The following is a 24,708-nucleotide window of genomic DNA, read 5'->3' as shown; positions in this document are numbered from 1 at the left end:
GAGTTGAGATGCTATTTGGGTTCTTCCGTACACTCTTCCGCATTCTGTTTCGCGTCCGCGTAACAGGCGATACCCAGGCGCTTAATGGCGAACGCGTGCTCATTACGCCCAATCACGTTTCCTTTATCGACGGCATCCTGCTGGCGCTGTTTTTACCCGGGCGTCCGGTATTTGCGGTCTACACCTCCATCAGCCAAAAGTGGTTTATGCGCTGGCTGGCGCCGCTGATTGATTTTGTACCGCTCGACCCGACGAAGCCGATGATGATTAAGCATCTGGTGCGCCTGATTGAGCAGGGCCGCCCGGTGGTCATATTTCCGGAGGGACGGATCTCCGTTACCGGCTCGCTGATGAAAATTTATGACGGCGCGGGGTTTGTGGCCGCGAAGTCCAGGGCAACCGTTGTGCCGCTGCGCATTGAAGGCGCGGAGCTAACCCACTTCAGCCGCCTGAAAGGGCTGGTGAAGCAGCGTCTGTTCCCGAAAATTACCCTCCACATTCTGCCGCCGACGTCGCTGCCGATGCCGGACGCGCCGCGCGCCCGCGACCGCCGTAAAATTGCCGGTGAAATGCTCCACCAGATCATGATGGAAGCGCGCATGGCGGTTCGCCCGCGCGAAACGCTGTACGAGTCCCTGCTGTCGGCGCAGTACCGCTACGGCGCGAAGAAAAACTGTATTGAAGACGTTAATTTTACCCCGGACACCTATCGCAAGCTGCTGACCAAGACCCTGTTCGTGGGGCGTATTCTTGAGAAGTACAGCAAGCGCGGCGAAAAGATTGGCCTGATGCTGCCGAACGCGGGGATCAGCGCGGCGGTGATCTTCGGTGCCGTCGCGCGCGGGCGCATCCCGGCGATGATGAACTACACGGCGGGCGTCAAGGGGCTGACCAGCGCCATCACGGCGGCACAAATCAACACCGTCTTCACCTCCCGTCAGTTTCTCGACAAGGGCAAGCTGTGGCACCTGCCGGAACAGCTTACGCAGGTTCGCTGGGTATTCCTTGAAGACTTAAAAGCGGACGTCACGACGTGCGATAAGCTGTGGATCTTCGCCCACCTACTGATGCCGCATCTGGCGCAGGTGAAGCAGAAGCCGGAAGACGACGCGATTATCCTCTTTACCTCCGGTTCCGAAGGCCATCCGAAGGGCGTGGTGCATAGCCACAAAAGCATTCTGGCGAACGTAGAGCAGATCAAAACTATCGCCGATTTTACGGCAAAAGACCGCTTTATGTCGGCGCTGCCGCTGTTCCACTCGTTTGGCCTCACGGTGGGCCTGTTTACGCCGCTGCTGACCGGTGCGGAGGTCTTTCTGTATCCGAGCCCACTGCACTACCGCGTCGTGCCGGAGCTGGTGTACGACCGCAACTGTACCGTCCTCTTCGGCACGTCAACCTTCCTCGGCAACTATGCCCGCTTTGCCAACCCGTACGACTTCTTCCGCGTGCGGTATGTGGTTGCCGGGGCCGAGAAGCTCCAGGAGAGCACGCGCCAAATCTGGCAGGATAAGTTTGGCCTGCGCATTCTGGAAGGCTACGGCGTGACGGAGTGCGCGCCCGTGGTCTCCATCAACGTGCCGATGGCTGCGAAGCCGGGCACGGTAGGAAGGCTGCTGCCGGGGCTGGACGCGCGCCTGCTGGCGGTGCCGGGCATTGAGGACGGTGGTCGCCTGCAGCTGAAGGGGCCAAACGTGATGAACGGCTATCTGCGGGTCGAAAATCCGGGCGTGCTGGAAGCGCCGACGGCGGAAAACGTCAACGGCGACATCGAGACCGGCTGGTACGATACCGGCGATATTGTCCGCTTCGACGAGCAGGGCTACGTGCAGATCCAGGGACGCGCAAAGCGCTTCGCCAAGATTGCGGGTGAAATGGTCTCGCTTGAGACGGTAGAACAGCTGGCGATGGCGGTCTCTGCCGACAGGCTTCACGCCACCGTTGTGAAAAGCGACGCCAGCAAAGGGGAAGCGCTGGTGCTCTTTACCACCGACAGCGAGCTCAGGCGCGATCGGCTGCTCAAGCACGCGCGCGAGCACGGCATTCCCGAGCTGGCGGTACCGCGCGATATTCGCTACCTCAAACAGCTTCCGGTGCTGGGCAGCGGCAAGCCCGATTTCGTGACCCTTAAGGGCATGGTTGAAGAGGCGGAACAGCATAATGCGTGAGTCAGCACACACTAACACCTCTATCTGGTCGAAAAGCATGATGGCGGTCATTGCCGCCCAGTTTCTCTCTGCCTTCGGCGATAACGCGCTGCTGTTTGCCACGCTGGCGCTGCTCAAGGCCGAGTTTTACCCCGACTGGAGCCAGCCGGTGCTGCAGATGGTGTTTGTGGGTGCTTACATCATCTTTGCGCCTTTTGTGGGGCAGGTGGCCGATAGCTTCCCAAAAGGCCGGGTGATGATGTTCGCCAACGGCCTTAAGCTGCTCGGTGCCGCCAGCATCTGCTTCGGCATCAACCCGTTTATCGGCTACACGCTGGTGGGCATTGGCGCGGCGGCCTATTCTCCGGCGAAGTACGGCATTCTGGGCGAACTGACGACCGGCGATAAGCTGGTCAAGGCCAACGGCCTGATGGAGTCCTCGACTATTGCGGCAATCCTGGTGGGCTCGGTAGCGGGCGGCGTGCTGGCCGACTGGCACGTGCTGGCCGCGCTGGGCGTCTGCGCCGTGGTGTACGGCGGGGCGGTTATCGCTAACCTGTTTATTCCTGCGCTGCCGGTGGCGCGCCCGGGCCAGTCCTGGCGTTTTGGGCCGATGACGAGCAGCTTCTTCAACGCCTGCCGCGTGCTGTGGCGCAACGGCGAAACCCGTTTTTCGCTGATGGGTACCAGCATGTTCTGGGGCGCGGGCGTTACCCTGCGCTTTCTGCTGGTGCTGTGGGTGCCCGTGGCGCTGGGTATCGTAGACAACGCCACGCCGACCTATCTTAATGCGATGGTGGCGATTGGGATTGTCGTCGGCGCGGGGGCGGCGGCTAAGCTGGTGACGCTGGAGACGGTCGCGCGCTGTATGCCCGCGGGGATACTTATCGGCGTTGTGGTGCTGATCTTCTCGGTCCAGCATGCGCTGCTGCCCTCGTATGCTCTGCTGATCCTGATGGGTATGCTGGGCGGCTTCTTCGTGGTTCCGCTGAACGCGTTATTGCAGGAGCGCGGCAAGCAGACCGTGGGGGCAGGCAATGCGATTGCGGTGCAAAACCTGGGCGAAAACATCGCCATGCTGCTGATGCTGGGGCTCTATTCGCTGGCGGTGAAGGCGGGCGCGCCGGTGGTGGCGATCGGCATCGGGTTTGGCGCGCTGTTTGCGCTGGCGATTAGCGGGCTGTGGATCTGGCAGCGTCGGCGTTGACATCAGTGGCCAGAAGCGGCCTGAAGCCCTCTCCCACGGGAGAGGGCGCAAACACCAAATACGGCAACTCTGTTGCCGTTTTGCTTTTATTACGGTGCCGGGTATGTATAAACCTGATGCACCGCCTCAATCTCCGCTAACACCTCTTCACTCAGGTTCAGATGGAAACTCTCAACGTTCGTTTTCAGCTGTTCCATCGTCGTTGCGCCAAGCAGGGTGCTGGCCACGAACGGCTGGCGACGCACGAAGGCCAGCGCCATCTGGGCTGGGTCCAGGCCGTGACGCCTGGCGATATCCACGTAGGCCGCCACGGCCTTCTGCGTCTGTTCGCCGCTGTAGCGGGTGAAACGGCTGAAAAGCGTGTTGCGCGCGCCGGCGGGCTTCGCGCCGTTCAGGTACTTACCGGTTAGCGTGCCAAAGCCCAGGCAGGAGTATGCCAGCAGCTCCACCTCCTCGTACTGCGTCACTTCCGCCAGGCCGACTTCATAGCTGCGGTTTAGCAGGCTGTAAGGATTCTGGATCGTGACGATGCGCGGCAGATCGTGCTTGTCCGCGAGATGCAGATAGCGCATCACGCCAAACGCCGTTTCGTTCGACACGCCGATGTAGCGGATCTTGCCCGCGCGCTGGCACTCCGTCAGCGCCTCCAGCGTTTCAAGCAGGCTCACGGCGGGAGCGCTATCGCTCCAGCTGTAGCCGAGCTTACCGAAGCAGTTGGTTGGGCGCTGCGGCCAGTGAACCTGGTAAAGATCGAGATAATCGGTTTGCAGACGCTTCAGGCTGGCATCCAGCGCGGCGCGAATGTTCTTGCGATCGAGGATCTGATTCGGGCGGATCCCCGTGTCGTTATTGCGCGAAGGGCCGCTGACTTTCGAGGCGATAACCAGCTTTTCGCGATTGCCGCGTTTTGCCAGCCAGTTACCCACGTAGGTTTCGGTTAGGCCCTGCGTTTCCGGGCGAGGAGGAACAGGGTACATTTCCGCCACGTCAATCAGGTTAATGCCCTGACTGACGGCATAATCGAGTTGCTCATGGGCATCGGCTTCGCTGTTTTGTTCACCAAACGTCATCGTGCCCAGCCCCAGTTGGCTGACTTCCAGTGCGCTATGGGGGATACGGTGATAATGCATAGCCGGCTTCCTTCAATTGACCTATAAACCGCGTCAGGAACCTCCCGACAAAGGAATATAAACATGGCAGAGGGGAAGCGAAAGGGGAAGGAAAAAAATCAAAAAGGCCAGTAAGATACTGACCTTTATCGGTTATCGCTCAATAATCTGTGAGACTTCGTCGCGATTAATTTGCATCTTATTGCCCTGCTGATCGTGGTAGCTTACAAGACCGGTATCATCATCGACTTCGGGTTTGCCGTCCGTCAGAATCATACGACCGTCTTTGGTCGCCATCACGTAATCGCTGCTACAGCCTGAAACGGCAAACGCTAAACCGACCGCCGAGATTATCACTGCCCATTTTTTCATCGTTATCGTCCTCACCTGGCTCGTATCACATCATAGTGTAGTAATAACCCGATAATTCGACAGGGGAAAGCGGGAAAATCTTAAATACCAGGTGATTATGTTAGCCAGTGCGCAATTTTGGTTAAAACATTAGGTATTCAGTAAGAAATGACGTGCCAGCAGCGCGCCGGTGAAATTCTTTTTGAGATAAAAGCCGCGCGGCAGCGTCAGGATCGGTTCGCCACGGGCGCCGACCGCTTCGGTCAGTGCCTTGCTGTTGGCGGCCTTTGGGCGAAGCTGCAGCACCTCGCCGTGTCGGGCGGTAATGCGCTCCACCTGGCCCAGGACGATCATGTCCATCAGCTCTTCCCAGTCCTGGGATAGCTGCCTTTCTTCCTCTTCATCAGGGCTCCAGAGCAGGGGCGCGCCTATGCGCCTGTCCGCAAGCGGGATCTGCCGTTCGCCCTCTACGGGCACCCAAAGAACGCGCTTGAGCTTATGCCGAACGTGGCTGGTTTCCCAGGTCACGCCGCTATTGCCCGTCAGCGGGGCCACGCAAACAAAGGTGGTTTCCAGCGGTCTGCCCTGGCCGTCTATAGGGATCGTCTTTAGCTCAACGCCCAGCGCGGCGAAATCCTGTTCCGGTTTGCTGCCCGCGCTGGCGCCAAGCCACAGTTCCAGCAGCATGCCGATCCAGCCCTTATCGCGTTTGAGATCCTTTGGCACAGGTAAACCCGCGATCGCTGCCAGTTCTCCCAGCGAAAGGCCCGCCAGGCGCTGCGCCTGGGCGAGAAGTTGCGCTTCACTTGAAGGAGGAGAGAGCAGCGGGGCCAGCGAATGCATGATGTTAACCTTTTGATTAAAAAATGAACTAAGAAAATGCACCTTGTGGATAGAGTCTAACTTTTTCTGGGTAAATACGCCATGTGTATGATTTTTAGATTCTTTTAATTGTTATTCTCCCTCTTTACGCGGCGTAAATTCCGGTTGTTCAATTCTGGTCACTGGCAATGAACAGGATCTTACACCATGTTATCCACAGAAAAGTGGGATAACTGGGAATAACCTCGACTACTGTTTCCATTTACAGCCTTGACGTGCGATGAAAATCGAATATTCACACAAATTGTGACTAACTTATTGGCACATTCTGTGGATAAAACCGACGCTGTTCGATCTTTCATCAACGACGCGATCCAGGGTGTGACGATCGTCACGTAAAGGTGTTTATAAATAGCGATCTCACTCTTAATGTCATGAAATATATGAAATAAATTTAACTGGCTAAAAACGGGTAAATTGGCGGTATCCAGGTTGTTCATCGGTAATTCCGTACTTCTTCACAACTCTATCCACAGAAAAGGTGAATAAAATTGGCCTTATGGCCGCTTATCTGTTTATAACTCAGCTGATAATTGTGAGTTATTCAAATGTTATTAGGCTGCGGGCCTGTAAGAGAGTGGTTTACCGCCTCCCTGTAGTGTGAAACAATCATTCATATATCAGGTTTAGTTTGGGGTAGTCCGGTGATTGATGACGATGGCTACCGCCCGAACGTAGGAATTGTAATTTGTAATCGTCAGGGCCAGGTGATGTGGGCCCGGCGGTATGGTCAGCACTCCTGGCAATTCCCGCAGGGCGGGATAAACCCAGGAGAGTCCCCAGAACAAGCGATGTACCGGGAGCTTTTTGAAGAGGTTGGATTAAGCCGTAAGGATGTTCGCATCCTGGCGTCGACCCGCAACTGGTTGCGTTACAAGTTACCGAAACGTTTGGTGCGTTGGGACACAAAGCCGGTTTGTATCGGCCAGAAACAAAAATGGTTTCTACTGCAATTGGTGGGCAACGATTCAGATATCAACATGCAAACCAGCAGCACGCCGGAGTTCGATGGCTGGCGTTGGGTGAGCTACTGGTATCCGGTTCGTCAGGTCGTGTCGTTTAAGCGTGACGTCTACCGTAGGGTGATGAAAGAGTTCGCAAGTGTTGTGATGCAGCTTCAGGAGATCCCGCCTAAGCCGCAAAACGCACCTGCCTGGCGACGTAAAAGAGGTTAAGTTACGCAAATCATGCTCACCCGCTTGCGCGAAATAGTCGAGAAGGTCGCCAGTGCGCCTCGTCTGAACGAGGCGCTAAACATTCTGGTGACCGACATCTGTCTTGCGATGGAGACCGAAGTCTGTTCGGTCTATTTGGCCGACCACGATCGGCGTTGCTATTACCTGATGGCAACCCGCGGATTAAAAAAACCTCGCGGTCGCACCGTTACTCTGGCGTTTGATGAAGGGATTGTGGGTCTGGTCGGGCGACTGGCCGAGCCCATTAACCTTGCCGACGCGCAAAAACACCCCAGCTTTAAATATATTCCTTCCGTAAAAGAAGAGCGCTTCCGGGCGTTTCTCGGCGTACCGATTATTCAGCGCCGCCAGCTCCTCGGGGTGCTGGTGGTCCAGCAGCGCGAGCTTCGCCAGTATGACGAAAGCGAAGAGTCTTTCCTGGTGACGCTGGCCACGCAGATGGCCGCTATTCTCTCCCAGTCTCAGCTTGCCGCCCTGTTCGGCCAGTACCGCCACACGCGCATTCGCGCGCTGCCCGCCTCGCCGGGCGTGGCGATTGCCGAAGGCTGGATGGACGCCACGCTGCCGCTGATGGAGCAGGTCTACGAGGCCTCGACCCTGGATGAAGCGCTCGAACGCGAACGCCTCACCGCCGCGCTGGAAGAGGCGGCGAACGAGTTCCGTCGCTACAGCAAACGCTTCGCCGCGGGGGCACAAAAAGAGACGGCGGCCATCTTTGACCTTTATTCGCACCTGCTGTCTGACGCTCGCCTGCGTCGTGAACTCTTTGCTGAGGTCGATAAAGGCTCGGTGGCTGAATGGGCGGTTAAAAAGGTCATTGAGAAATTTGCCGAGCAATTTGCGGCGCTGACCGACGGCTATCTGAAAGAGCGCGCGGGGGATTTACGCGCGCTTGGGCAGCGGCTGCTGTTCCATCTGGATGATACCATTCAGGGGGCGAATGCCTGGCCGGAACGTTTCGTTCTGGTGGCCGATGAGCTCTCTGCAACCACGCTGGCAGAATTGCCGCAGAACAGGCTGGCGGGCATCGTCGTGCGTGACGGCGCCGCCAACTCCCACGCGGCCATTATGGTACGCGCGCTGGGCATCCCGACCGTGATGGGCGCGGATATCCAGCCATCGGTCCTGCATCGTCGTATGCTGGTAGTGGATGGTTATCGCGGTGAGCTGCTGGTCGATCCGGAACCGGTTCTGCTGCAAGAGTACCAGCGGCTTATCAGCGAAGAGAATGAATTAAGCAAGCTGGCAGAGGACGACGTTAACCTGCCCGCGCAGCTGAAAAGCGGAGAGCGGGTTAAGGTCATGCTCAACGCGGGCCTAAGCCCCGAGCACGAAGAGAAGCTCGGTGGCCGCATTGACGGTATCGGCTTATACCGCACCGAAATTCCCTTTATGCTGCAAAGCGGCTTCCCCTCAGAAGAGGAACAGGTCGCGCAGTATCAGGGCATGCTGCAAATGTTCAACGACAAGCCGGTGACGCTACGCACGCTTGACGTTGGGGCCGATAAGCAGTTGCCCTATATGCCCATCAGCGAGGAAAACCCGTGCCTGGGCTGGCGCGGCATCCGCATCACGCTCGATCAGCCGGAGATCTTCCTGATCCAGGTGCGCGCCATGCTGCGCGCGAATGCTGCGACCGGCAACCTGAGCATCCTGTTACCGATGGTGACCAGCATTGATGAGGTTGACGAAGCGCGTCGGCTGATTGAGCGCGCGGGACGTGAAGTCGAAGAGATGATCGGTTACGCGATCCCGAAGCCGCGCATCGGGGTAATGCTTGAAGTTCCCTCAATGGTCTTTATGCTGCGCCAGCTGGCAAGCCGCGTCGATTTTATCTCCGTCGGCACCAACGACCTGACCCAGTACATTCTGGCGGTGGACCGTAACAATACGCGCGTGGCGAGCATCTACGATAGCCTGCACCCGGCCATGCTTCGGGCGCTGGCTATGATCGCCCGCGAGGCGGAGCAGTACGGTATCGACCTGCGCCTGTGCGGAGAAATGGCCGGTGATTCAATGTGCGTGGCGATCCTGATAGGTCTGGGCTTCCGCCATCTTTCAATGAACGGACGCTCCGTTGCCCGCGTGAAGTATCTGCTGCGCCACATCGACATCAACGATGCCCGCGAGCTGGCTGAACGCAGCCTCGAGGCGCAGCTTGCCGCTGAGGTTCGTCATCAGGTGGCCGCCTTTATGGAACGACGCGGCATGGGCGGCCTGATCCGCGGCGGTCGCTAAAGCCTTTCTCCCTCTTCCTGTGGGAGAGGGCAGCGGTGAGGGTACCAGCGCGCATAAAACCTTATACATATCTTTTACATCTCAGGCGCATCCTCCGCGCCCGCCTTATGCTATGATTCGCAACCTTGGAGCCTCTGCTCACAGCAGACGCGCATTTCGACCGCTGTCCACTTTCAGCGGAAATAACAACATCTTGTGGTGACAGATGAACAGTGGCTATCTGCATTTTCCGGAGTTTGATCCGGTCATTTTCTCAATAGGACCCGTTTCGCTTCACTGGTACGGTCTGATGTATCTGGTGGGCTTTGTTTTCGCCATGTGGCTTGCGGGCCGTCGTGCCGGCAAACCCGGCAGCGGCTGGACGAAAAACGAAGTGGAAAACCTGCTGTACGCGGGCTTCCTCGGCGTGTTCCTGGGGGGCCGCATTGGGTACGTGCTGTTCTATAACTTCCCGGTATTCCTGAACGATCCGCTGTATCTGTTCCGCGTCTGGGACGGTGGGATGTCGTTCCACGGCGGCCTGATCGGCGTGATTCTGGTGATGGTTATCTTTGCAAAACGCACCAGGCGTAACTTCTTCCAGGTATCCGATTTTATTGCGCCACTCATCCCGTTTGGTCTGGGAGCCGGTCGTCTCGGCAACTTTATCAACGGCGAACTGTGGGGACGCGTCGATCCGAGCTTTAAGTACACGATGCTGTTCCCAGGCTCGCGCGCGGAGGATATCGCGCTTCTGCCGTCGCATCCGGAATGGCAATCCGTTTTCGATACCTACGGCGTACTGCCGCGCCACATGTCCCAGCTTTATGAACTGGCCCTCGAAGGTGTGGTGCTGTTTATCATTCTGAACCTGTTCATCCGCAGGCCGCGCCCGATGGGTGCCGTCTCTGGCCTGTTCCTGATCGGCTACGGTGCATTCCGTATTATCGTCGAGTTCTTCCGTCAGCCGGATGCGCAGTTTACCGGCGAGTGGGTACAGTACATCAGCATGGGGCAAATCCTCTCCATTCCGATGATTGTCGCGGGTGCCATTATGATGATTTGGGCGTATCGTTGTCGTCCACAGCAACAACTTTCCTGAGGAACCATGAAACAGTATCTTGAATTGATGAAAAAAGTGCTTGATGAGGGCACGCCGAAAAACGACCGCACCGGTACCGGTACGCTCTCCATTTTTGGCCACCAGATGCGCTTCAACTTACAGGAAGGCTTTCCTCTGGTGACTACCAAGCGCTGCCACCTGCGCTCGATCATTCATGAACTGCTCTGGTTCCTGCAAGGCGATACCAACGTTGCGTATCTGCACGAAAATAACGTCTCGATCTGGGACGAATGGGCAGATGAGAACGGCAACCTGGGGCCGGTATATGGTAAGCAATGGCGGGCGTGGCCAACGCCTGATGGCCGCCACATTGACCAGATCACCACCGTGATGAACCAGCTGAAAAACGATCCGGACTCGCGCCGCATCATCGTTTCTGCCTGGAACGTCGGCGAGCTGGATAAAATGGCGCTGGCACCGTGCCACGCGTTCTTCCAGTTCTATGTGGCCGACGGAAAGCTCTCCTGCCAGCTCTATCAGCGCTCCTGCGACGTGTTCCTTGGCCTGCCGTTTAACATCGCCAGCTATGCGCTGCTGGTTCACATGATGGCGCAGCAGTGCGATCTGGACGTGGGCGACTTCGTCTGGACCGGTGGAGATACCCATCTCTACAGCAACCACATGGAACAGACCCATCTTCAGCTCACTCGCGAACCGCGCGCGCTGCCGAAGCTGGTGATCAAACGCAAGCCGGCGTCCATCTTTGACTACCGCTTCGACGATTTTGAAATTGAAGGCTACGACCCGCACCCGGGTATCAAGGCACCCGTTGCCATCTGATGACATAAATACTCCCACAACCGGTGCTTATTAGCGCCGGTTTTTTTTTGCCTGTTCGTTGTTTTGCGAGCGCTTTTCCAGCGATGTTGCAACGCGTTGCAACTCACAAAATTCCCCGGAAAACGTCTCGCAATGTCCGCATAACCCACTCGCCTGTTGGCTTCCTCTTCGCCACACTCGCGGCATGAAAAAAGAGAACGGCTTTACGCTTATCGAAACGCTTGTGGCTATATCGCTGGTGGTCATTCTCAGCGCTGCCGGGCTGTACGGCTGGAACAGCTGGCAGCAGCGCCAGCGGCTATGGCAAACCGCCGGACAGGTGCGCGACTACCTGGTGTTTCTGCGCAACGACGCTAACCGGCATAACCGCGATCACCACGTAGTGGCTGAGGGCGAGGGGCAAGATATCTGTCTGAAAAGCACGGCGGTTTCACAATGCGAGAACGGCAGCCCATTCATGCTCAAGCCTCTCTGGCCCGAGGTGACGGTGAGTGAGATAACCCCTTCGCTAGGTTTTTACGGCCTCAGGGATACCGCGTGGGCCGGAAGGATTCGGGTTCATAGCGCGGCGGGAGAGTGGCTGATTGTCGTCTCTAACAGCGGACGCATCAGAATGTGCCAGCCAAAAGGGGAAGACGCATGCCGTTAAAACGACGAGGCTTTTCACTTATCGAAGTGCTTATTGCGATGGCCATCAGCAGCGCTCTGCTGCTAAGCACATCGCGCTTTTTACCCGGGCTGCAGGCCGCCCTTTTGCAGCAGTCCGTGCGCCGGGAGCTTGAGGAAGAAATCTGGCAGCGGCTCTTTGCGATTGGCAAGCAGCTACAGCGAGCGGGGTACTGTGCGGGAAACTGTGTGGGGGAAGGGCTGCATATCGGCGGGCACGGCAGTTGCGCTATCGTTAAGTGGGATGCAAACAGCAACGGAAGCTGGGATATCTCCGCATCAGAAAGCGATAGCACGGGTTTTCGCCTTGAGTCCGGAGCGCTGGAATCCTTGCGCGGCGCGACCTCATGTGAAGGAAAAGGGTGGGACAAACTCACGGACCCGGACAGGCTTATCGTGAAGACATTTACCGTGAGCAAGGCGACGCATTCAGGCTTCGCCCCTGAGCTAAATATTGAGCTGGTTGCCATGCGCAAAGGCCATCCAGGTGCGACCGTGGCGGCCCATTTTGCGGTAACAGGGTTCAACCTGTGAGCCGCCAGCAAGGAATGTCTTCGCTGGCGATGGTTCTCCTTGTGCTGGTACTGGGCACGCTGCTTCTCACCGGTCTGAACCAGCAGCTAACGACCTACGGTAAACAGGTTAGCGGTGAAAGCCTTTCTGTTCGCCATCAGGCCAGCGTGCAGTCAGCGCTGGAGTGGGGACGCGTACAGCGCTGGTTGATACAGCCTGACGCGCAGTGCAGGCAGGTTAATACTTCGCGGGTCTGCCTGCGACGGCTGAACGAGTCGCGCGTTCTGCTCATCGCTGGCAGCAACGATCTTTTACTGTGGCGAACGGGCACGATAGCCGAAGGGCAGATCCTTTTCTCTCCCCACGGCTGGAGTGACTTCTGTCCGCTTAAGGAGCGCTCTCAATGTCAGTTGCCCTGAAAAAACAGCAGGGGTTCAGCATGGTCGAGGTGCTGTTGGCGATGATCCTGATGGTGATTATCGTGACGGCGCTGGCGGGCTACCACCGAGCCTTAGCGTCGCGGTTTGCGTTGCTCAGCCAGTATCGCCAGCTGTGGCACCATGCCTGGAGCCAGGCGCAGCTTTCACCGGATGCACTTCCTGCGGGCTGGCGGGTCAGCCGGGGGCAGACAATGCAGTCCGGATGTGTCAGCATCACGGTTACGATTTTTTCTCCTCAGGGACGGCACGGCGAGATGACCCGCCTGCATTGTCCGGTTAGCCAGTAGTCGGGAGCGTTTATGTTAAGGGTTTACCACTCAAATCGTCTGGATGTGCTGGAAGCGCTGATGGAATTTATCGTCGAGCGCGAGCGCCTGGACGATCCTTTTGAGCCCGAAATGGTGTTGGTGCAAAGTACCGGTATGGCGCAGTGGCTGCAAATGTCGCTTTCCCAAAAGTTTGGCATTGCCGCCAACATCGCCTTCCCACTGCCAGCGAGTTTTATCTGGGAAATGTTTGTCCGCGTGCTGCCGGATATCCCGGAGGAGAGCGCGTTCAATAAGCAGAGCATGAGCTGGAAGCTGATGGCCCTGCTGCCGGAGATGCTGGCGCATGACGAATTTGCCATGCTGCGACACTATCTTAACGACGATACCGACAAGCGTAAGCTGTTCCAGCTGGCGTCGCGCACTGCCGACCTATATGACCAGTATCTGGTGTACCGCGCGGAATGGCTTATTCGCTGGGAAGCCGGGGAATTAGTAGAAGGATTGCCGGAGGCGCAGATCTGGCAGGCTCCGCTGTGGAAAGCGCTGGTTGAATATACCGAGAAGCTCGGTCAGCCTAAGTGGCACCGTGCTAACTTATACGATCGGTTTATCTCAATACTGGAAAACGCGGCTGAGCGGCCTGCCCGGCTGCCGTCTCGCGTGTTTATTTGCGGTATTTCCGCGCTGCCGCCTGTCTATCTGAAAGCGCTTGAAGCGCTGGGCAAGCACGTTGATATCCATATCCTCTTTACCAACCCGTGTCGGCACTACTGGGGCGATATTCAGGATGCGCGCTGGCTCTCGCGTCTGGTTACCCGACAGAGAAAACGCCTCTTTGAAGAACGCTCGGTCCCTCTGTTTAAAGACAGCGAAACCGCCGCACAGCTTTTAGATGAGGAGGGAATACAAAATCTGCCGAACCCGCTTCTTGCGTCCTGGGGCAAGCTGGGTCGCGACTACATCCACATGCTTTCAGACATCACCTCCTCGGGTGAAGGCGATGTCGATGCCTTTGCGGAGGTTACGCCGGATAGCCTGCTGCACAACGTTCAGCGGGATATTCTGGATCTGGAAAATCGCGCCGTTATGGGGATCACTGCCGAAGAGTTCGAGCACAGCGACAACAAGCGTGAGCTGGCGCCTGACGATCGCAGCATTACGATCCACGTCTGCCACAGCCCCCAGCGCGAGGTTGAGATCCTGCATGACCGCCTGCTGGCGATGCTGCAGGACGACCCTACGCTCACGCCGCGCGATATTGTGGTCATGGTGGCCGATATCGACAGCTATAGCCCCTTCATCCAGGCCGTGTTTGGCAGCGCAACGGGCGAACGCTACCTGCCTTATGCGATATCGGATCGCCGTGCCCGCCAGTCTCACCCTGCACTGCAGGCGTTTTTGAGCCTGCTCTCTCTTCCCGACAGCCGGTTTATTTCTGAAGACGTGCTGGCGCTGCTGGATGTTCCGGTGTTGGCCGCGCGGTTTGATATCAATGAAGATGGCCTGCGCTACCTTCGCCAGTGGGTCAACGAATCGGGCGTGCGCTGGGGTATGGACGACGATAATGTCCAGGAGTTTGAACTCCCGCCTACCGGTCAGCACACCTGGCAGTTTGGCCTGACGCGTATGCTGCTGGGGTACGCGATGGAGAGCAGCCAGGGCGAGTGGAACGACGTGCTGCCTTATGATGAGTCCAGCGGGTTGATCGCTGAGCTGGTCGGCCATTTGGCCTCACTGCTGATGCAGCTTAACCGCTGGCGGCGCGAGCTGATGCAGCCCCGGGCGCTGGAATCCTGGCTGCCGGTGTGCCGTGAAATGCTCAACGACTTCTTCCTGCCGGACGATGAAACCGAAGCGGCGATGGCGCTTATCGAAACGCAGTGGCAGGCGATTATCGAAGAGGGCGTTAACTCACATTACGCCGAGGACATTCCTCTGTCGCTGCTGCGCGATGAACTGACGCAGCGGCTCGATCAGGAGCGCATAAGCCAGCGTTTCCTTGCCGGGCCGGTGAATATTTGCACCCTGATGCCGATGCGTTCGATTCCGTTCAAGGTCGTTTGCCTTCTCGGCATGAATGACGGCATCTACCCTCGCGCATTACCGCCGCTGGGCTTCGACCTGATGAGCGCCCAGCCGAAGCGGGGGGACCGTAGCCGTCGGGATGATGACCGCTACCTGTTCCTGGAAGCGCTGATCTCCGCCCAGAGCACGCTGTATATCAGCTATATCGGCCGTTCAATCCAGGACAACAGCGAGCGCTTCCCGTCGGTGCTGGTGCAGGAGCTGGTGGACTACATTGGTCAAAGCCACTACCTGCAGGGGGATGAGGACCGCAACTGTGATGAAAGCGAGCAGCGGGTGAAGGCGCATATTACCTGCTTGCACAGCCGCATGCCGTTCGATCCCGCTAACTACGTTGCCAACGAACACCAAAGCTATGCCCAGGAGTGGCTTCCCGCTGCGCGGCTCGAGGGTACAGCGCACGACGATTTCATTCAGGAGCTTGAACCGCAGGATATTAAAACCCTGACCTTTGAGCAGCTGCAGAGGTTTTGGGCCCATCCGGTTCGGGCATTCTTCCAGCAAAGATTACAGGTCAACTTCCGCTCTGAAGAGAGCGAAATTCCTGACGCCGAGCCGTTTATCCTCGATGGGCTGGAGCGCTACAGGCTTAACCTTCAGCTTCTTAATGCGCTCGTTGAGCAAGAAGAGGCCGACGCATTGTTCCGCCGATATCGTGCTGCGGGCCAGCTGCCCTACGGCGCGTTTGGGGAAATAGTATGGGACGCACAGTGCCAGGAGATGAAAGCGCTCGCTGAACGGGTGATTGAGCTCAGGCAGCCCGGAAAAAGCATTGAGATAGACCTCGACTGTAACGGCGTTCAGCTCACGGGCTGGCTGACTCAGGTACAGCCGGACGGGCTGCTGCGCTGGCGCCCATCCATGCTTAGCGTTTCACAAGGTTTGCAACTCTGGCTGGAACATCTTGTCTACAGTGCCTGTGGTTACGAAGGCGAAAGCCGTTTGTTCGTGCGCAAAGAGGGCGAGTGGCGTTTCCCGCCGATGGCGGCGGAGCAGGCGCTACGCTATTTATCGTTGTATATCGAAGGCTACCGTCAGGGAATGAACAAACCGCTGCTTCTGCTGCCAGAAAGTGGAGGGGCGTGGATAAAAGCCTGTTATGACGTGCAGAATGATGCCATGTTAACGGATGACGCTTCGCTGAAAAAAGCGCGTAGTAAATTTGTGCAGGCATATGAAGGTAACATGATGGTGCGCGGCGAGGGCGAAGACGTCTGGTACCAGCGCTTATGGCGAACGCTTGAGCCCGAGTACTTCGAGGCAATCACGGAAGAGGCGCAGCGCTACCTGTTACCGCTGTTCAAATTTAATCAGTCCTGAGTGCTGTATAAAAATTGCGCAGTACGGGGTGTTCATTTATGATGCACTCCTTATCACGGACTGATGTACCCAAAGAAAGAGATGCTGGCGCGTCCAGCACGCAATTTGTTAATGATGTAGCCGTGATAAAGAGGTCGTAATGCCAGGCAGCACCTTGTTTAAAGCGTTAGTGATATTTGTCGCCCTTTGGGCACCCGTTACTCAGGCAGATACCGGTTGGCAGCCCGTTCAGGAAACTATCCGTAAGAGCGAGAAAGACACTCGCCAGTATCAGGCTATTCGTCTTGATAACGGAATGACCGTCCTGCTCGTTTCCGATCCTCAGGCGGTAAAATCCCTCTCGGCGCTGGTTGTGCCTGTCGGCTCTTTGCAGGACCCGCAGGAACATCAGGGACTTGCGCACTATCTGGAACATATGACGCTGATGGGTTCAAAAAAATACCCGCAGCCGGATAGCCTGTCTGAATTTCTCAAAATGCATGGCGGAAGCCATAACGCCAGCACCGCGCCTTATCGCACCGCATTTTATCTTGAAGTCGAAAACGACGCCCTTGCCGGCGCGGTCGATCGTCTGGCGGATGCAATAGCCGCGCCGCTGCTGGATAAAAAATATGCCGATCGCGAACGCAATGCGGTGAATGCTGAACTGACGATGGCCCGTACCCGCGATGGCATGCGTATGGCGCAGGTCAGCGCTGAAACCATCAACCCGGCGCACCCTGGCTCACGTTTCTCCGGCGGTAATCTTGAAACGCTGGCCGACAAACCGAACAGCCCGGTGGTGGATGCACTGCATGCGTTTCGTGATAAATACTACTCTGCGAACATCATGAAAGCGGTTATCTACAGCAACAAACCGCTGCCGGAACTGGCCGGCATGGCCGCGCAGACGTTTGGCCGCGTGCCGAATAAAAATATCAAGCAGCCTACCATTGACGTTCCGGTGGTCACTGACGCTCAAAAAGGGATCGTCATTCACTACGTTCCGGCGCTGCCGCGAAAAGTATTACGCGTTGAGTTCCGTATCGACAACAACACGGCGCAGTTTCGCAGCAAAACGGATGAGCTGGTGACCTATCTTATTGGTAACCGAAGCCCGGGCACGCTTTCTGACTGGCTGCAAAAGCAGGGGCTGGTGGAAGGCATTCGCGCTGACTCCGATCCCGTCGTAAACGGCAACAGCGGCGTGCTGGCGATTTCCGCAACGCTGACGGATAAAGGACAGGCTCACCGCGATGAAGTGGTGGCGGCCATCTTCAGCTACCTCTCTTTACTGCGTGAAAAAGGGGTCGATAAACGCTACTTCGATGAACTGGCACACGTGCTGGATCTTGATTTCCGCTACCCGTCGATCACGCGGGACATGGACTACGTGGAGTGGCTGGCCGACACGATGATCCGCGTGCCGATCGAGCACACCCTGGATGCTGTGAATATCGCCGATAAGTACGATGCGGAGGCGATAAAAGCGCGTCTGGCAATGATGACGCCGCAGAATGCCCGCATCTGGTATATCAGCCCGAACGAGCCGCACAACAAAACGGCCTACTTCGTTGATGCGCCTTATCAGGTCGACAAAATTAGCGAGAAAACCTTCGCGGGCTGGCAGAAAAAGGCGGGAGAGATCGCGCTGCAGCTGCCTGAGCTGAATCCCTATATTCCTGATGATTTTTCGCTGATTAAGGCCCCGAAGGCGTATCCGCATCCTGAACTCATCATCGATGAGCCCACGCTGCGCGTGGTTTACTCCCCAAGCCGCTATTTTGCCAGCGAGCCGAAAGCCGACGTCAGCGTGGTGCTGCGTAATCCAAAAGCGATGGACAGCGCCAAAAATCAGGTGATGTTCGCCCTGAATGACTATCTGGCCGGTATCGCGCTGGACCAGCTCAGCAACCAGGCCGCGGTGGGCGGGATTAGCTTCTCGACCAACGCTAACAACGGCCTGATGGTGAATGCCAACGGCTACACCCAGCGTTTGCCGCAGCTGTTCCAGGCGCTTCTGGAAGGGTATTTCAGCTACACCCCTACCGAAGAGCAGTTCGAGCAGGCGAAGTCGTGGTACTCGCAGATGATGGACTCTGCCGAAAAAGGTAAAGCCTACGATCAGGCGATTATGCCCGCGCAGATGCTGTCGCAGATCCCTTACTTCCAGCGTGAGGATCGCCGCGCGCTGCTGCCTTCCTTGACGCTAAAAGAGGTGATGGCGTATCGCGATTCGCTGAAATCCAATACCCGTCCGGAATTCCTGATTGTGGGGAATATGGGTGAAGACCAGGCAAAAACGCTGGCGCAGAACGTGCGCGCCCAGCTGGGTTCAAAAGGCGACGAATGGTGTCGAAATCAGGATGTGCTGGTTGAGAAAAAGCAGAATGTGATTTTCGAAAAAGCCGGTAACAGCACCGATTCCGCGCTGGCGGCCGTCTTTGTGCCGACGGGCTATGACGAATTTGCCAGCTCCGCCCAAAGCGCGGTGCTGGGGCAAATTATTCAGCCGTGGTTCTACAATCAGCTGCGCACCGAAGAGCAGCTGGGCTACGCGGTATTTGCCTTCTCAATGAACGTGGGCCGTCAGTGGGGGCTGGGCTTCCTGCTGCAAAGCAGCGATAAACAGCCTGCCTATCTTTGGCAGCGCTATCAGGCCTTCTTCCCGCAGGTGGAAGAAAAGCTGCGTGCCATGAAGCCGGAGGAGTTCGCGCAAATTCAACAGGCGGTCATTGCACAGGTAATGCAGCCGCCGCAAACGCTTGGAGAAGAAGCCTCGCAGCTGAGCAAAGATTTCGATCGCGGCAATATGAAATTCGATTCGCGTGATAAAATCGTCGCCGAGATAAAACAGCTGACGCCGCAGAAGGTTGCCGACTTCTTCCATCAGGCGGTGATTCAACCGCAGGGAATGGCCATTCTGTCGCAGGTTTCCGGCAGCCAGAACGGGAAGGTAGAATACGTTAACCCGAAAGGCTGGAAGGTCTGGAAGAGCGTCAGCGCGCTACAGCAATCAATGCCCTGGAGTAAGAAAGAATGACCAATACCGCTGAGCCGCTTAATCCCTTACGTTTACCTCTACAGGGCGAACGGTTGATTGAAGCCTCAGCGGGAACGGGAAAAACCTTCACCATCGCCGCGCTCTATTTGCGCCTGCTGTTAGGGCTGGGCGGCAGCGCGGCTTTTCCACGCCCCCTCAGCGTGGAAGAACTGCTTGTTGTGACCTTTACAGAAGCGGCCACCGCCGAGCTGCGCGGCCGTATTCGCGCCAATATTCACGAGCTGCGCATCGCCTGCCTGCGCCAGAGCACGGACAACCCTCTCTATGCGAGCCTGCTGGAAGAAATCAGCGACAGGCAGCAGGCCGCGCAGTGGCTGCTGTTAGCTGAACGGCAGATGGACGAAGCCTCCGTTTTTACCATCCACGGCTTTTGCCAGCGCATGCTGAGCCTCAATGCGTTTGAATCCGGCATGCTGTTTGAGCAGCAGCTTATCGAAGATGAATCTGAACTTCGCTATCAGGCCTGCGCGGATTTCTGGCGCCGCCACTGCTACCCGCTGCCGCGCGATATCGCCGAAGCGGTACACGCCCTGTGGAAGGGGCCGGAAGATCTTTTACGCGCCATAAACAGCTACCTGCAGGGCGAAGCGCCGGTGATCAAGTCGCCGCCGCCTGCGGACGAAACGCTGTCTATGCGCCATGAAAAGATCGTGGCGAAAATTGCGGCCCTCAAGCAGCAGTGGAATGAATCGGTTAGCGATATTGATGCCGTTCTCGAAAGCTCCGGGATCGACCGGCGCAAGTTTAACCGTGGCAACCAGGGGAAATGGATCGAGAAGATTAGCGCCTGGGCGCAGGAGGATACACGCGGATATCAGCTGCCCGATGCCCTGGAGAAGTTCTCCCAGCGCTTTCTCGTAGAGCGTACCAAACCCGATGGCATTGTTCCCGAGCATCCGCTTTTCGTCGCCATTGAGGCGCTGCTGGCCGAGCCGTTGACCCTCAACGATCTGATGATTACCCGTGCGATGGCGGAAATTCGTGAAACGGTGGCGCGAGAAAAACGCCGCCGCGGCGAGCTTGGCTTTGACGATATGCTCAGCCGTCTCGATGCCGCGCTGAGCAGTGAAAATGGGAACGCTCTTGCGGCGGCTATCCGCACCCGCTTCCCAGTGGCAATGATAGATGAGTTTCAGGATACGGACCCGCAGCAGTATCGTATCTTTCGCCGCATCTGGCAGCGCCAGCCGGATACCGCGCTGCTGCTGATCGGCGATCCTAAGCAGGCCATTTACGCCTTTCGTGGCGCAGACATTTTTACCTACATGAAGGCCCGAAGCGAGGTTGAGGCGCACTACACGCTGGACACCAACTGGCGCTCGTCTCCCGCGATGGTTGAGAGCGTCAACGCGCTGTTTAGCCGGATGGATGCGGCGTTCATGTTCCGCGAGATCCCTTTTTTACCCGTAAAATCCGCGCCCAAAAATGCCGCTTTACGTTTTGAATATAACGGTGCGGCACAGCCCGCGATGCGCTTCTGGCTGCTTGACGGCGAGGGCTACGGCGTTGCGGATTATCAAAACGCCATGGCGCAGCACTGTGCCGCTCAAATCCGGGACTGGCTCAGCGCGGGCGTGCGCGGTGAAGCGCTGCTGTGGAGAGGCGAAACGTCTCGACCGGTTAAGGCATCAGACATTACGGTGCTGGTCCGCAGCCGCCAGGAAGCCGCGCTGATCCGCGATGCCCTTACGCTGCTGAATATTCCATCCGTCTACCTCTCTAACCGCGACAGCGTATTCGATACGCTGGAAGCGCAGGAGATGCTTTGGCTGCTGCAGGCCGTGCTGGCTCCGGAGCGGGAAAGCACGCTGCGCAGCGCGCTGGCCAGCGCCATGCTGGGGCTGAATGCGCGCGATATTGATGCGCTCAACAGTGATGAACACGCCTGGGATGCAGTGGTTGACGAGTTTGTACGCTATCGCGAGCGCTGGCAAAAGCGGGGCGTCATGGCGATGCTGCGCGACGTTATGAAGCAGCGCCATATCGCAGAAAATCTGCTTGCGACGACCGGCGGCGAAAGGCGGCTCACGGACATCCTGCACATCAGCGAGCTGTTGCAGGAGGCGGGAACGCAGCTTGAAAGCGAGCATGCGCTGGTCCGCTGGCTTGCGCAGCAGATCGCGGACCCCAATAGCAACTCGGCGAGCCAGCAGATGCGCCTTGAAAGCGATAAGCATCTGGTGCAAATCGTCACTATCCACAAGTCGAAGGGGCTAGAGTATCCGCTGGTCTGGCTGCCGTTTATCGCCAACTATCGCGCGCAGGATCAGGCGTTCTACCACGACCGCGAATCGTTTGAAGCGGTGCTCGATCTCAGCAAGGCAGAGTCCAGCGTTGAGCTGGCAGAGGCCGAGCGTCTGGCGGAGGATTTACGCTTGCTGTACGTGGCGCTGACCCGTTCCGTCTGGCACTGTAGCCTGGGCGTCGCGCCGCTTTTCCGTCGCCGCGGTGAAAAAACGGGCGAGACCGATTTTCATTTAAGCGCGCTGGGCCGTCTCATTCAGCTCGGAGAGCCAAAGGATGCTGCCGGTTTGCGCCAGTGCATTGAATCGCTTTGCGGTGAAGCTATTGCGCTGCATACCCCTTCAGAGCCGGACGGCAGCCGCTGGCACATGCCCGAGTCGCGTGAAGATGCCCTGCATGCCCGACCAGTTACGCGAACCGTTGCCGACGACTGGCGGGTGACAAGCTATTCCGGCCTGCAGCAGCATGGGCAAAATATCGCACTGGACCTGATGCCGAAGCTGGACGTGGATGCCGCAGGGGTAGGGGATGTTCCCGCAGAACCCGCTCTTACGCCGCATCAGTTTCCACGCGGCGCATCGCCGGGGACGTTTTTACACAGCCTGTTCGAAGAGCTGGATTTTACGCAGCCTGTTTCAGAAGAGTGGGTGCTCAGGATGCTCCAGGCCGGAGGATATGGCGCAGAATGGCAGCCGGTGCTGACCGCGTGGCTCGACGCAGTTTTGCGCGCGCCGCTCACCGAAAGCGGCATGTCGCTTCGCCAGCTGTCGGCCAAAGATAAACAGGTGGAAATGGAGTTTTATCTCCCCATCGCGAGCCCGCTCAGGGCGGATGCGCTTGACGCGCTTATTCGCGAGCACGATGCGCTATCTGCCGGCTGCCCGCCGCTGAATTTCCGTCAGGTGCAGGGTATGCTCAAGGGCTTTATTGACCTTGTGTTTCGCCACGACGGGCGCTACTACCTGCTGGATTACAAATCAAACTGGCTGGGTGAAAACAGCGAAGCCTACACGCAGCAGGCGATGGCGGCTGCCATGCAGTCGCACCGATACGATCTGCAGTATCAGCTTTACACCCTGGCGCTGCATCGCTATTTGCGCCATCGCATTGCGGATTACCGCTACGAAAAACATTTTGGTGGCGTGATCTACCTGTTCCTGCGCGGCGTGAATGCGGACGACGCGAGCTCGGGCATTTTTAGTACCCGGCCGGACGAGGCGTTAATTGAAAAAATGGACAGCTTGTTTGCAGCAGGCACGGAGGCGCTGGCATGACGATGCAGGAACTATTGCTTAATGCGGCGGAGCAGCGCCTGCTGCGCCCGCTGGACGTCCAGTTCGCCATGATGGTTGCGCATGAGCAGCCGGCCGTCATGCTGGCGGCGGCGATGCTCAGCAAAGATGCCGGGGAAGGTCACGTCTGCCTGCCCCTGACGCGCCTGGCGGTTGATGAGAAAATGCCCCCGGCACTTCAGGCCTGCTTCGCGCTGCTTGGCGAGCCGGTGGACTGGGAAGCCGAGCTTATGCACTCCAGCGCCGTCAGTCAGGGAGAGGGCCAGGCCCCGCTCATCCTCATTGCTGGCCGGCTGTACCTGAACCGAATGTGGCGAAACGAGCTGGCCGTTGCACGCTTTTTTAGTGAAACCAACGCGCCGCTCCCCTGCGACGAAGCCCGGCTCAGGCAAACGCTGGATGACCTGTTTCCCTCGAGCGAGGCCGTCGACTGGCAAAAAGTGGCTGCTGCCGTCGCCTTAACCCGGCGAATTTCCGTTATCTCCGGCGGCCCGGGTACGGGCAAAACGACCACCGTTGCAAAGCTGCTCGCGGCGCTGATCCAGCTTTCCGGCGACCAAAAGTGCCGGATCCGCCTCGCGGCCCCGACCGGTAAAGCGGCGGCTCGCCTCACGGAATCCCTGGGCGGCGCAGTGCAGAAGCTTCCGCTCGACGACGATCGGCGCGCGCTTTTCCCCAGCGAGGCCAGCACCTTGCACCGCCTGCTTGGCGCACAGCCCGGCAGCCAGCGCCTGCGCTACCATGCGGGCAATCCGCTGCATCTGGACGTGCTGGTGGTGGATGAAGCCTCGATGATCGATCTGACCATGATGTCGCGGCTCATTGATGCCCTACCGCCGCACGCGCGGGTGATTTTCCTGGGCGACAGGGACCAGCTGGCCTCCGTCGAGGCGGGCGCGGTACTGGGGGATATTTGCACCTTTGCCAGCCTGGGCTACACCGCTGAGCGTGCTCAGGAGCTGACCCGGCTGACCGGCTGCGTGCTGGAAGGCGATAGCTCGCCTCGGGCCGGCGCACTGCGCGACAGCCTGTGCCTGCTGCAAAAAAGCTATCGTTTTGGCAGCGAGTCCGGCATTGGACGGCTGGCGGCCGCGGTTAATCGGGGCGATCGCCATACGACCCGCGCGGTGTTTGACGGCAGCTTTGCGGACATTGAGAAAAAGTCGCTCCAGAGTGGAGAGGAGTATCAGGTCATGCTGGAAGAGGCTCTTCAGGGCTACCACCATTTCCTGAGCTGCGTGCAGCAAAACGCCGCGCCAGAGCAGGTGATTGCCGCCTTTGGCGAATACCAGCTTCTTTGCGGGCTGCGGGAAGGGCCGTTCGGCGTGTCGGGTCTGAACGAAAGGCTGGAACATCTGCTGGTTCAGAAGCGCAAAATCACCCGCCAGCCGCATTCCCGCTGGTACGAGGGGCGGCCGGTGATGATTTCGCGCAACGACAGCGCGCTGGGCCTGTTTAACGGTGATATCGGCATCGCGCTGGACCGCGGTCAGGGGACGCGCGTGTGGTTCCAGATGCCGGACGGCAGCGTGAAATCCGTGCAGCCGAGCCGTCTTCCTGAGCATGAAACCGCCTGGGCGATGACGGTGCATAAATCCCAGGGATCGGAGTTCAACCATGCGGCGCTGATTCTGCCGACGCAGCTTTCACCGGTGATTACGCGCGAGCTGATTTATACCGCGATTACGCGCGCGCGCCAGCGGCTGTCGCTGTATGCCGATGAGCGTATTCTCGCGCAGGCCATTGCGACCCGCACGGAGCGCAGAAGCGGCCTGAGCGCGATATTCGAAATGCATTAAGCCGTCGCCCTCACTTTCCGGTGAG

At 57.9% G+C, this 24,708-nt stretch carries 17 protein-coding genes and 1 pseudogene; 14 read left to right on the top strand and 4 right to left on the bottom strand.

What is annotated here, in order from left to right:
* Positions 1-8: 8 nt before the first annotated feature.
* Together aas and lplT are read left to right on the top strand one after the other, a co-directional pair.
* Positions 9-2,168, top strand: a complete 2,160-nt coding sequence (gene aas / locus DBY73_RS03150) for a bifunctional acyl-ACP--phospholipid O-acyltransferase/long-chain-fatty-acid--ACP ligase (RefSeq protein WP_112009761.1) — start codon at positions 9-11, stop codon at positions 2,166-2,168.
* Positions 2,161-3,354 carry a lysophospholipid transporter LplT gene (gene lplT / locus DBY73_RS03145; RefSeq protein ID WP_112009760.1) on the top strand — a complete coding sequence of 398 codons (1,194 nt, stop codon included), beginning with the start codon at positions 2,161-2,163 and terminating at the stop codon, positions 3,352-3,354. The genes aas and lplT overlap by 8 nt, the downstream gene beginning before the upstream one ends.
* A gap of 89 nt (positions 3,355-3,443) precedes the next feature.
* On the opposite strand, the gene DBY73_RS03140 is transcribed toward lplT, so the two are convergent.
* The 4 genes and pseudogenes from DBY73_RS03140 to DBY73_RS22265 all read right to left on the bottom strand — a co-directional run.
* Positions 3,444-4,484, bottom strand: coding sequence for an NADP(H)-dependent aldo-keto reductase (locus DBY73_RS03140; RefSeq protein WP_112009759.1), 1,041 nt, complete (start codon positions 4,482-4,484; stop codon positions 3,444-3,446).
* A 132-nt stretch (positions 4,485-4,616) separates the two neighbouring features.
* On the bottom strand, positions 4,617-4,835 hold the full coding sequence (gene ygdR / locus DBY73_RS03135; protein ID WP_112009758.1) for a lipoprotein YgdR: 219 nt from the start codon (positions 4,833-4,835) through the stop codon (positions 4,617-4,619).
* Positions 4,836-4,964: 129 nt separating this feature from the next.
* A complete protein-coding gene (gene mutH, locus DBY73_RS03130) occupies positions 4,965-5,657 on the bottom strand; it encodes a DNA mismatch repair endonuclease MutH (RefSeq protein WP_112009757.1) in 693 nt (230 codons plus the stop codon).
* Positions 5,658-5,811: 154 nt separating this feature from the next.
* Positions 5,812-5,898, bottom strand: a pseudogene (locus DBY73_RS22265) (hypothetical protein); the annotation flags it as partial.
* 442 nt (positions 5,899-6,340) lie between these two features.
* On the opposite strand from DBY73_RS22265, the gene rppH reads away from it, so the two are divergent.
* The 12 genes from rppH to recD all read left to right on the top strand — a co-directional run bounded on the left by rppH (position 6,341) and on the right by recD (position 24,683).
* Positions 6,341-6,871: an RNA pyrophosphohydrolase gene (gene rppH, locus DBY73_RS03125; RefSeq protein WP_047650229.1), complete on the top strand. Its 531-nt coding sequence runs from the start codon at positions 6,341-6,343 to the stop codon at positions 6,869-6,871.
* Positions 6,872-6,883: 12 nt separating this feature from the next.
* Positions 6,884-9,130 (top strand): phosphoenolpyruvate--protein phosphotransferase, encoded by a 2,247-nt coding sequence (gene ptsP / locus DBY73_RS03120; protein WP_112009756.1) that lies wholly within the window; start codon positions 6,884-6,886, stop codon positions 9,128-9,130.
* Between the two features lie 205 nt (positions 9,131-9,335).
* A complete protein-coding gene (lgt, locus tag DBY73_RS03115; protein ID WP_112009755.1) occupies positions 9,336-10,211 on the top strand; it encodes a prolipoprotein diacylglyceryl transferase in 876 nt (291 codons plus the stop codon).
* 6 nt (positions 10,212-10,217) lie between these two features.
* Positions 10,218-11,012: a thymidylate synthase gene (thyA, locus tag DBY73_RS03110; protein WP_112009754.1), complete on the top strand. Its 795-nt coding sequence runs from the start codon at positions 10,218-10,220 to the stop codon at positions 11,010-11,012.
* Between the two features lie 184 nt (positions 11,013-11,196).
* Positions 11,197-11,661 carry a prepilin peptidase-dependent protein gene (locus tag DBY73_RS03105; RefSeq protein WP_112009753.1) on the top strand — a complete coding sequence of 155 codons (465 nt, stop codon included), beginning with the start codon at positions 11,197-11,199 and terminating at the stop codon, positions 11,659-11,661.
* Entirely contained in the window at positions 11,652-12,212 is a 561-nt protein-coding gene (locus DBY73_RS03100; protein WP_112009752.1) for a prepilin peptidase-dependent protein, read from the top strand. The genes DBY73_RS03105 and DBY73_RS03100 overlap by 10 nt, the downstream gene beginning before the upstream one ends.
* Positions 12,209-12,610 (top strand): DUF2509 family protein, encoded by a 402-nt coding sequence (locus tag DBY73_RS03095; RefSeq protein WP_112009751.1) that lies wholly within the window; start codon positions 12,209-12,211, stop codon positions 12,608-12,610. The genes DBY73_RS03100 and DBY73_RS03095 overlap by 4 nt, the downstream gene beginning before the upstream one ends.
* A complete protein-coding gene (locus DBY73_RS03090) occupies positions 12,595-12,918 on the top strand; it encodes a prepilin-type N-terminal cleavage/methylation domain-containing protein (protein ID WP_112009750.1) in 324 nt (107 codons plus the stop codon). The genes DBY73_RS03095 and DBY73_RS03090 overlap by 16 nt, the downstream gene beginning before the upstream one ends.
* 12 nt (positions 12,919-12,930) lie before the next feature.
* A complete protein-coding gene (gene recC, locus DBY73_RS03085) occupies positions 12,931-16,305 on the top strand; it encodes an exodeoxyribonuclease V subunit gamma (RefSeq protein WP_112009749.1) in 3,375 nt (1,124 codons plus the stop codon).
* Positions 16,306-16,444: 139 nt separating this feature from the next.
* Positions 16,445-19,327, top strand: a complete 2,883-nt coding sequence (gene ptrA / locus DBY73_RS03080) for a pitrilysin (protein WP_112009748.1) — start codon at positions 16,445-16,447, stop codon at positions 19,325-19,327.
* The gene (recB, locus tag DBY73_RS03075; protein ID WP_112009747.1) at positions 19,324-22,866 is read left to right on the top strand and encodes an exodeoxyribonuclease V subunit beta; all 3,543 of its coding nucleotides are present in this window, start codon (positions 19,324-19,326) and stop codon (positions 22,864-22,866) included. The genes ptrA and recB overlap by 4 nt, the downstream gene beginning before the upstream one ends.
* Positions 22,863-24,683 carry an exodeoxyribonuclease V subunit alpha gene (gene recD / locus DBY73_RS03070; RefSeq protein ID WP_112009746.1) on the top strand — a complete coding sequence of 607 codons (1,821 nt, stop codon included), beginning with the start codon at positions 22,863-22,865 and terminating at the stop codon, positions 24,681-24,683. The genes recB and recD overlap by 4 nt, the downstream gene beginning before the upstream one ends.
* Positions 24,684-24,708 lie beyond the last annotated feature (25 nt).

Source organism: Enterobacter sp. RIT418, assembly GCF_003057745.1.
GTDB lineage: Bacteria > Pseudomonadota > Gammaproteobacteria > Enterobacterales > Enterobacteriaceae > Enterobacter.
Note: the sequence above shows the minus strand (reverse complement) of the source record. Positions and strands in the feature narration are given on the sequence as shown.

Bases quoted from the DNA above. Each gene is read 5' to 3' on its own strand.
- aas (WP_112009761.1), top strand. From the start codon at position 9: ATGCTATTTGGGTTCTTCCGTACACTCTTCCGCATTCTGTTTCGCGTC.
- lplT (WP_112009760.1), top strand. From the start codon at position 2,161: ATGCGTGAGTCAGCACACACTAACACCTCTATCTGGTCGAAAAGCATG.
- DBY73_RS03140 (WP_112009759.1), bottom strand. From the start codon at position 4,484: ATGCATTATCACCGTATCCCCCATAGCGCACTGGAAGTCAGCCAACTG.
- ygdR (WP_112009758.1), bottom strand. From the start codon at position 4,835: ATGAAAAAATGGGCAGTGATAATCTCGGCGGTCGGTTTAGCGTTTGCC.
- mutH (WP_112009757.1), bottom strand. From the start codon at position 5,657: ATGCATTCGCTGGCCCCGCTGCTCTCTCCTCCTTCAAGTGAAGCGCAA.
- ptsP (WP_112009756.1), top strand. From the start codon at position 6,884: ATGCTCACCCGCTTGCGCGAAATAGTCGAGAAGGTCGCCAGTGCGCCT.
- lgt (WP_112009755.1), top strand. From the start codon at position 9,336: ATGAACAGTGGCTATCTGCATTTTCCGGAGTTTGATCCGGTCATTTTC.
- thyA (WP_112009754.1), top strand. From the start codon at position 10,218: ATGAAACAGTATCTTGAATTGATGAAAAAAGTGCTTGATGAGGGCACG.
- DBY73_RS03105 (WP_112009753.1), top strand. From the start codon at position 11,197: ATGAAAAAAGAGAACGGCTTTACGCTTATCGAAACGCTTGTGGCTATA.
- DBY73_RS03100 (WP_112009752.1), top strand. From the start codon at position 11,652: ATGCCGTTAAAACGACGAGGCTTTTCACTTATCGAAGTGCTTATTGCG.
- DBY73_RS03090 (WP_112009750.1), top strand. From the start codon at position 12,595: ATGTCAGTTGCCCTGAAAAAACAGCAGGGGTTCAGCATGGTCGAGGTG.
- recC (WP_112009749.1), top strand. From the start codon at position 12,931: ATGTTAAGGGTTTACCACTCAAATCGTCTGGATGTGCTGGAAGCGCTG.
- ptrA (WP_112009748.1), top strand. From the start codon at position 16,445: ATGCCAGGCAGCACCTTGTTTAAAGCGTTAGTGATATTTGTCGCCCTT.
- recB (WP_112009747.1), top strand. From the start codon at position 19,324: ATGACCAATACCGCTGAGCCGCTTAATCCCTTACGTTTACCTCTACAG.
- recD (WP_112009746.1), top strand. From the start codon at position 22,863: ATGACGATGCAGGAACTATTGCTTAATGCGGCGGAGCAGCGCCTGCTG.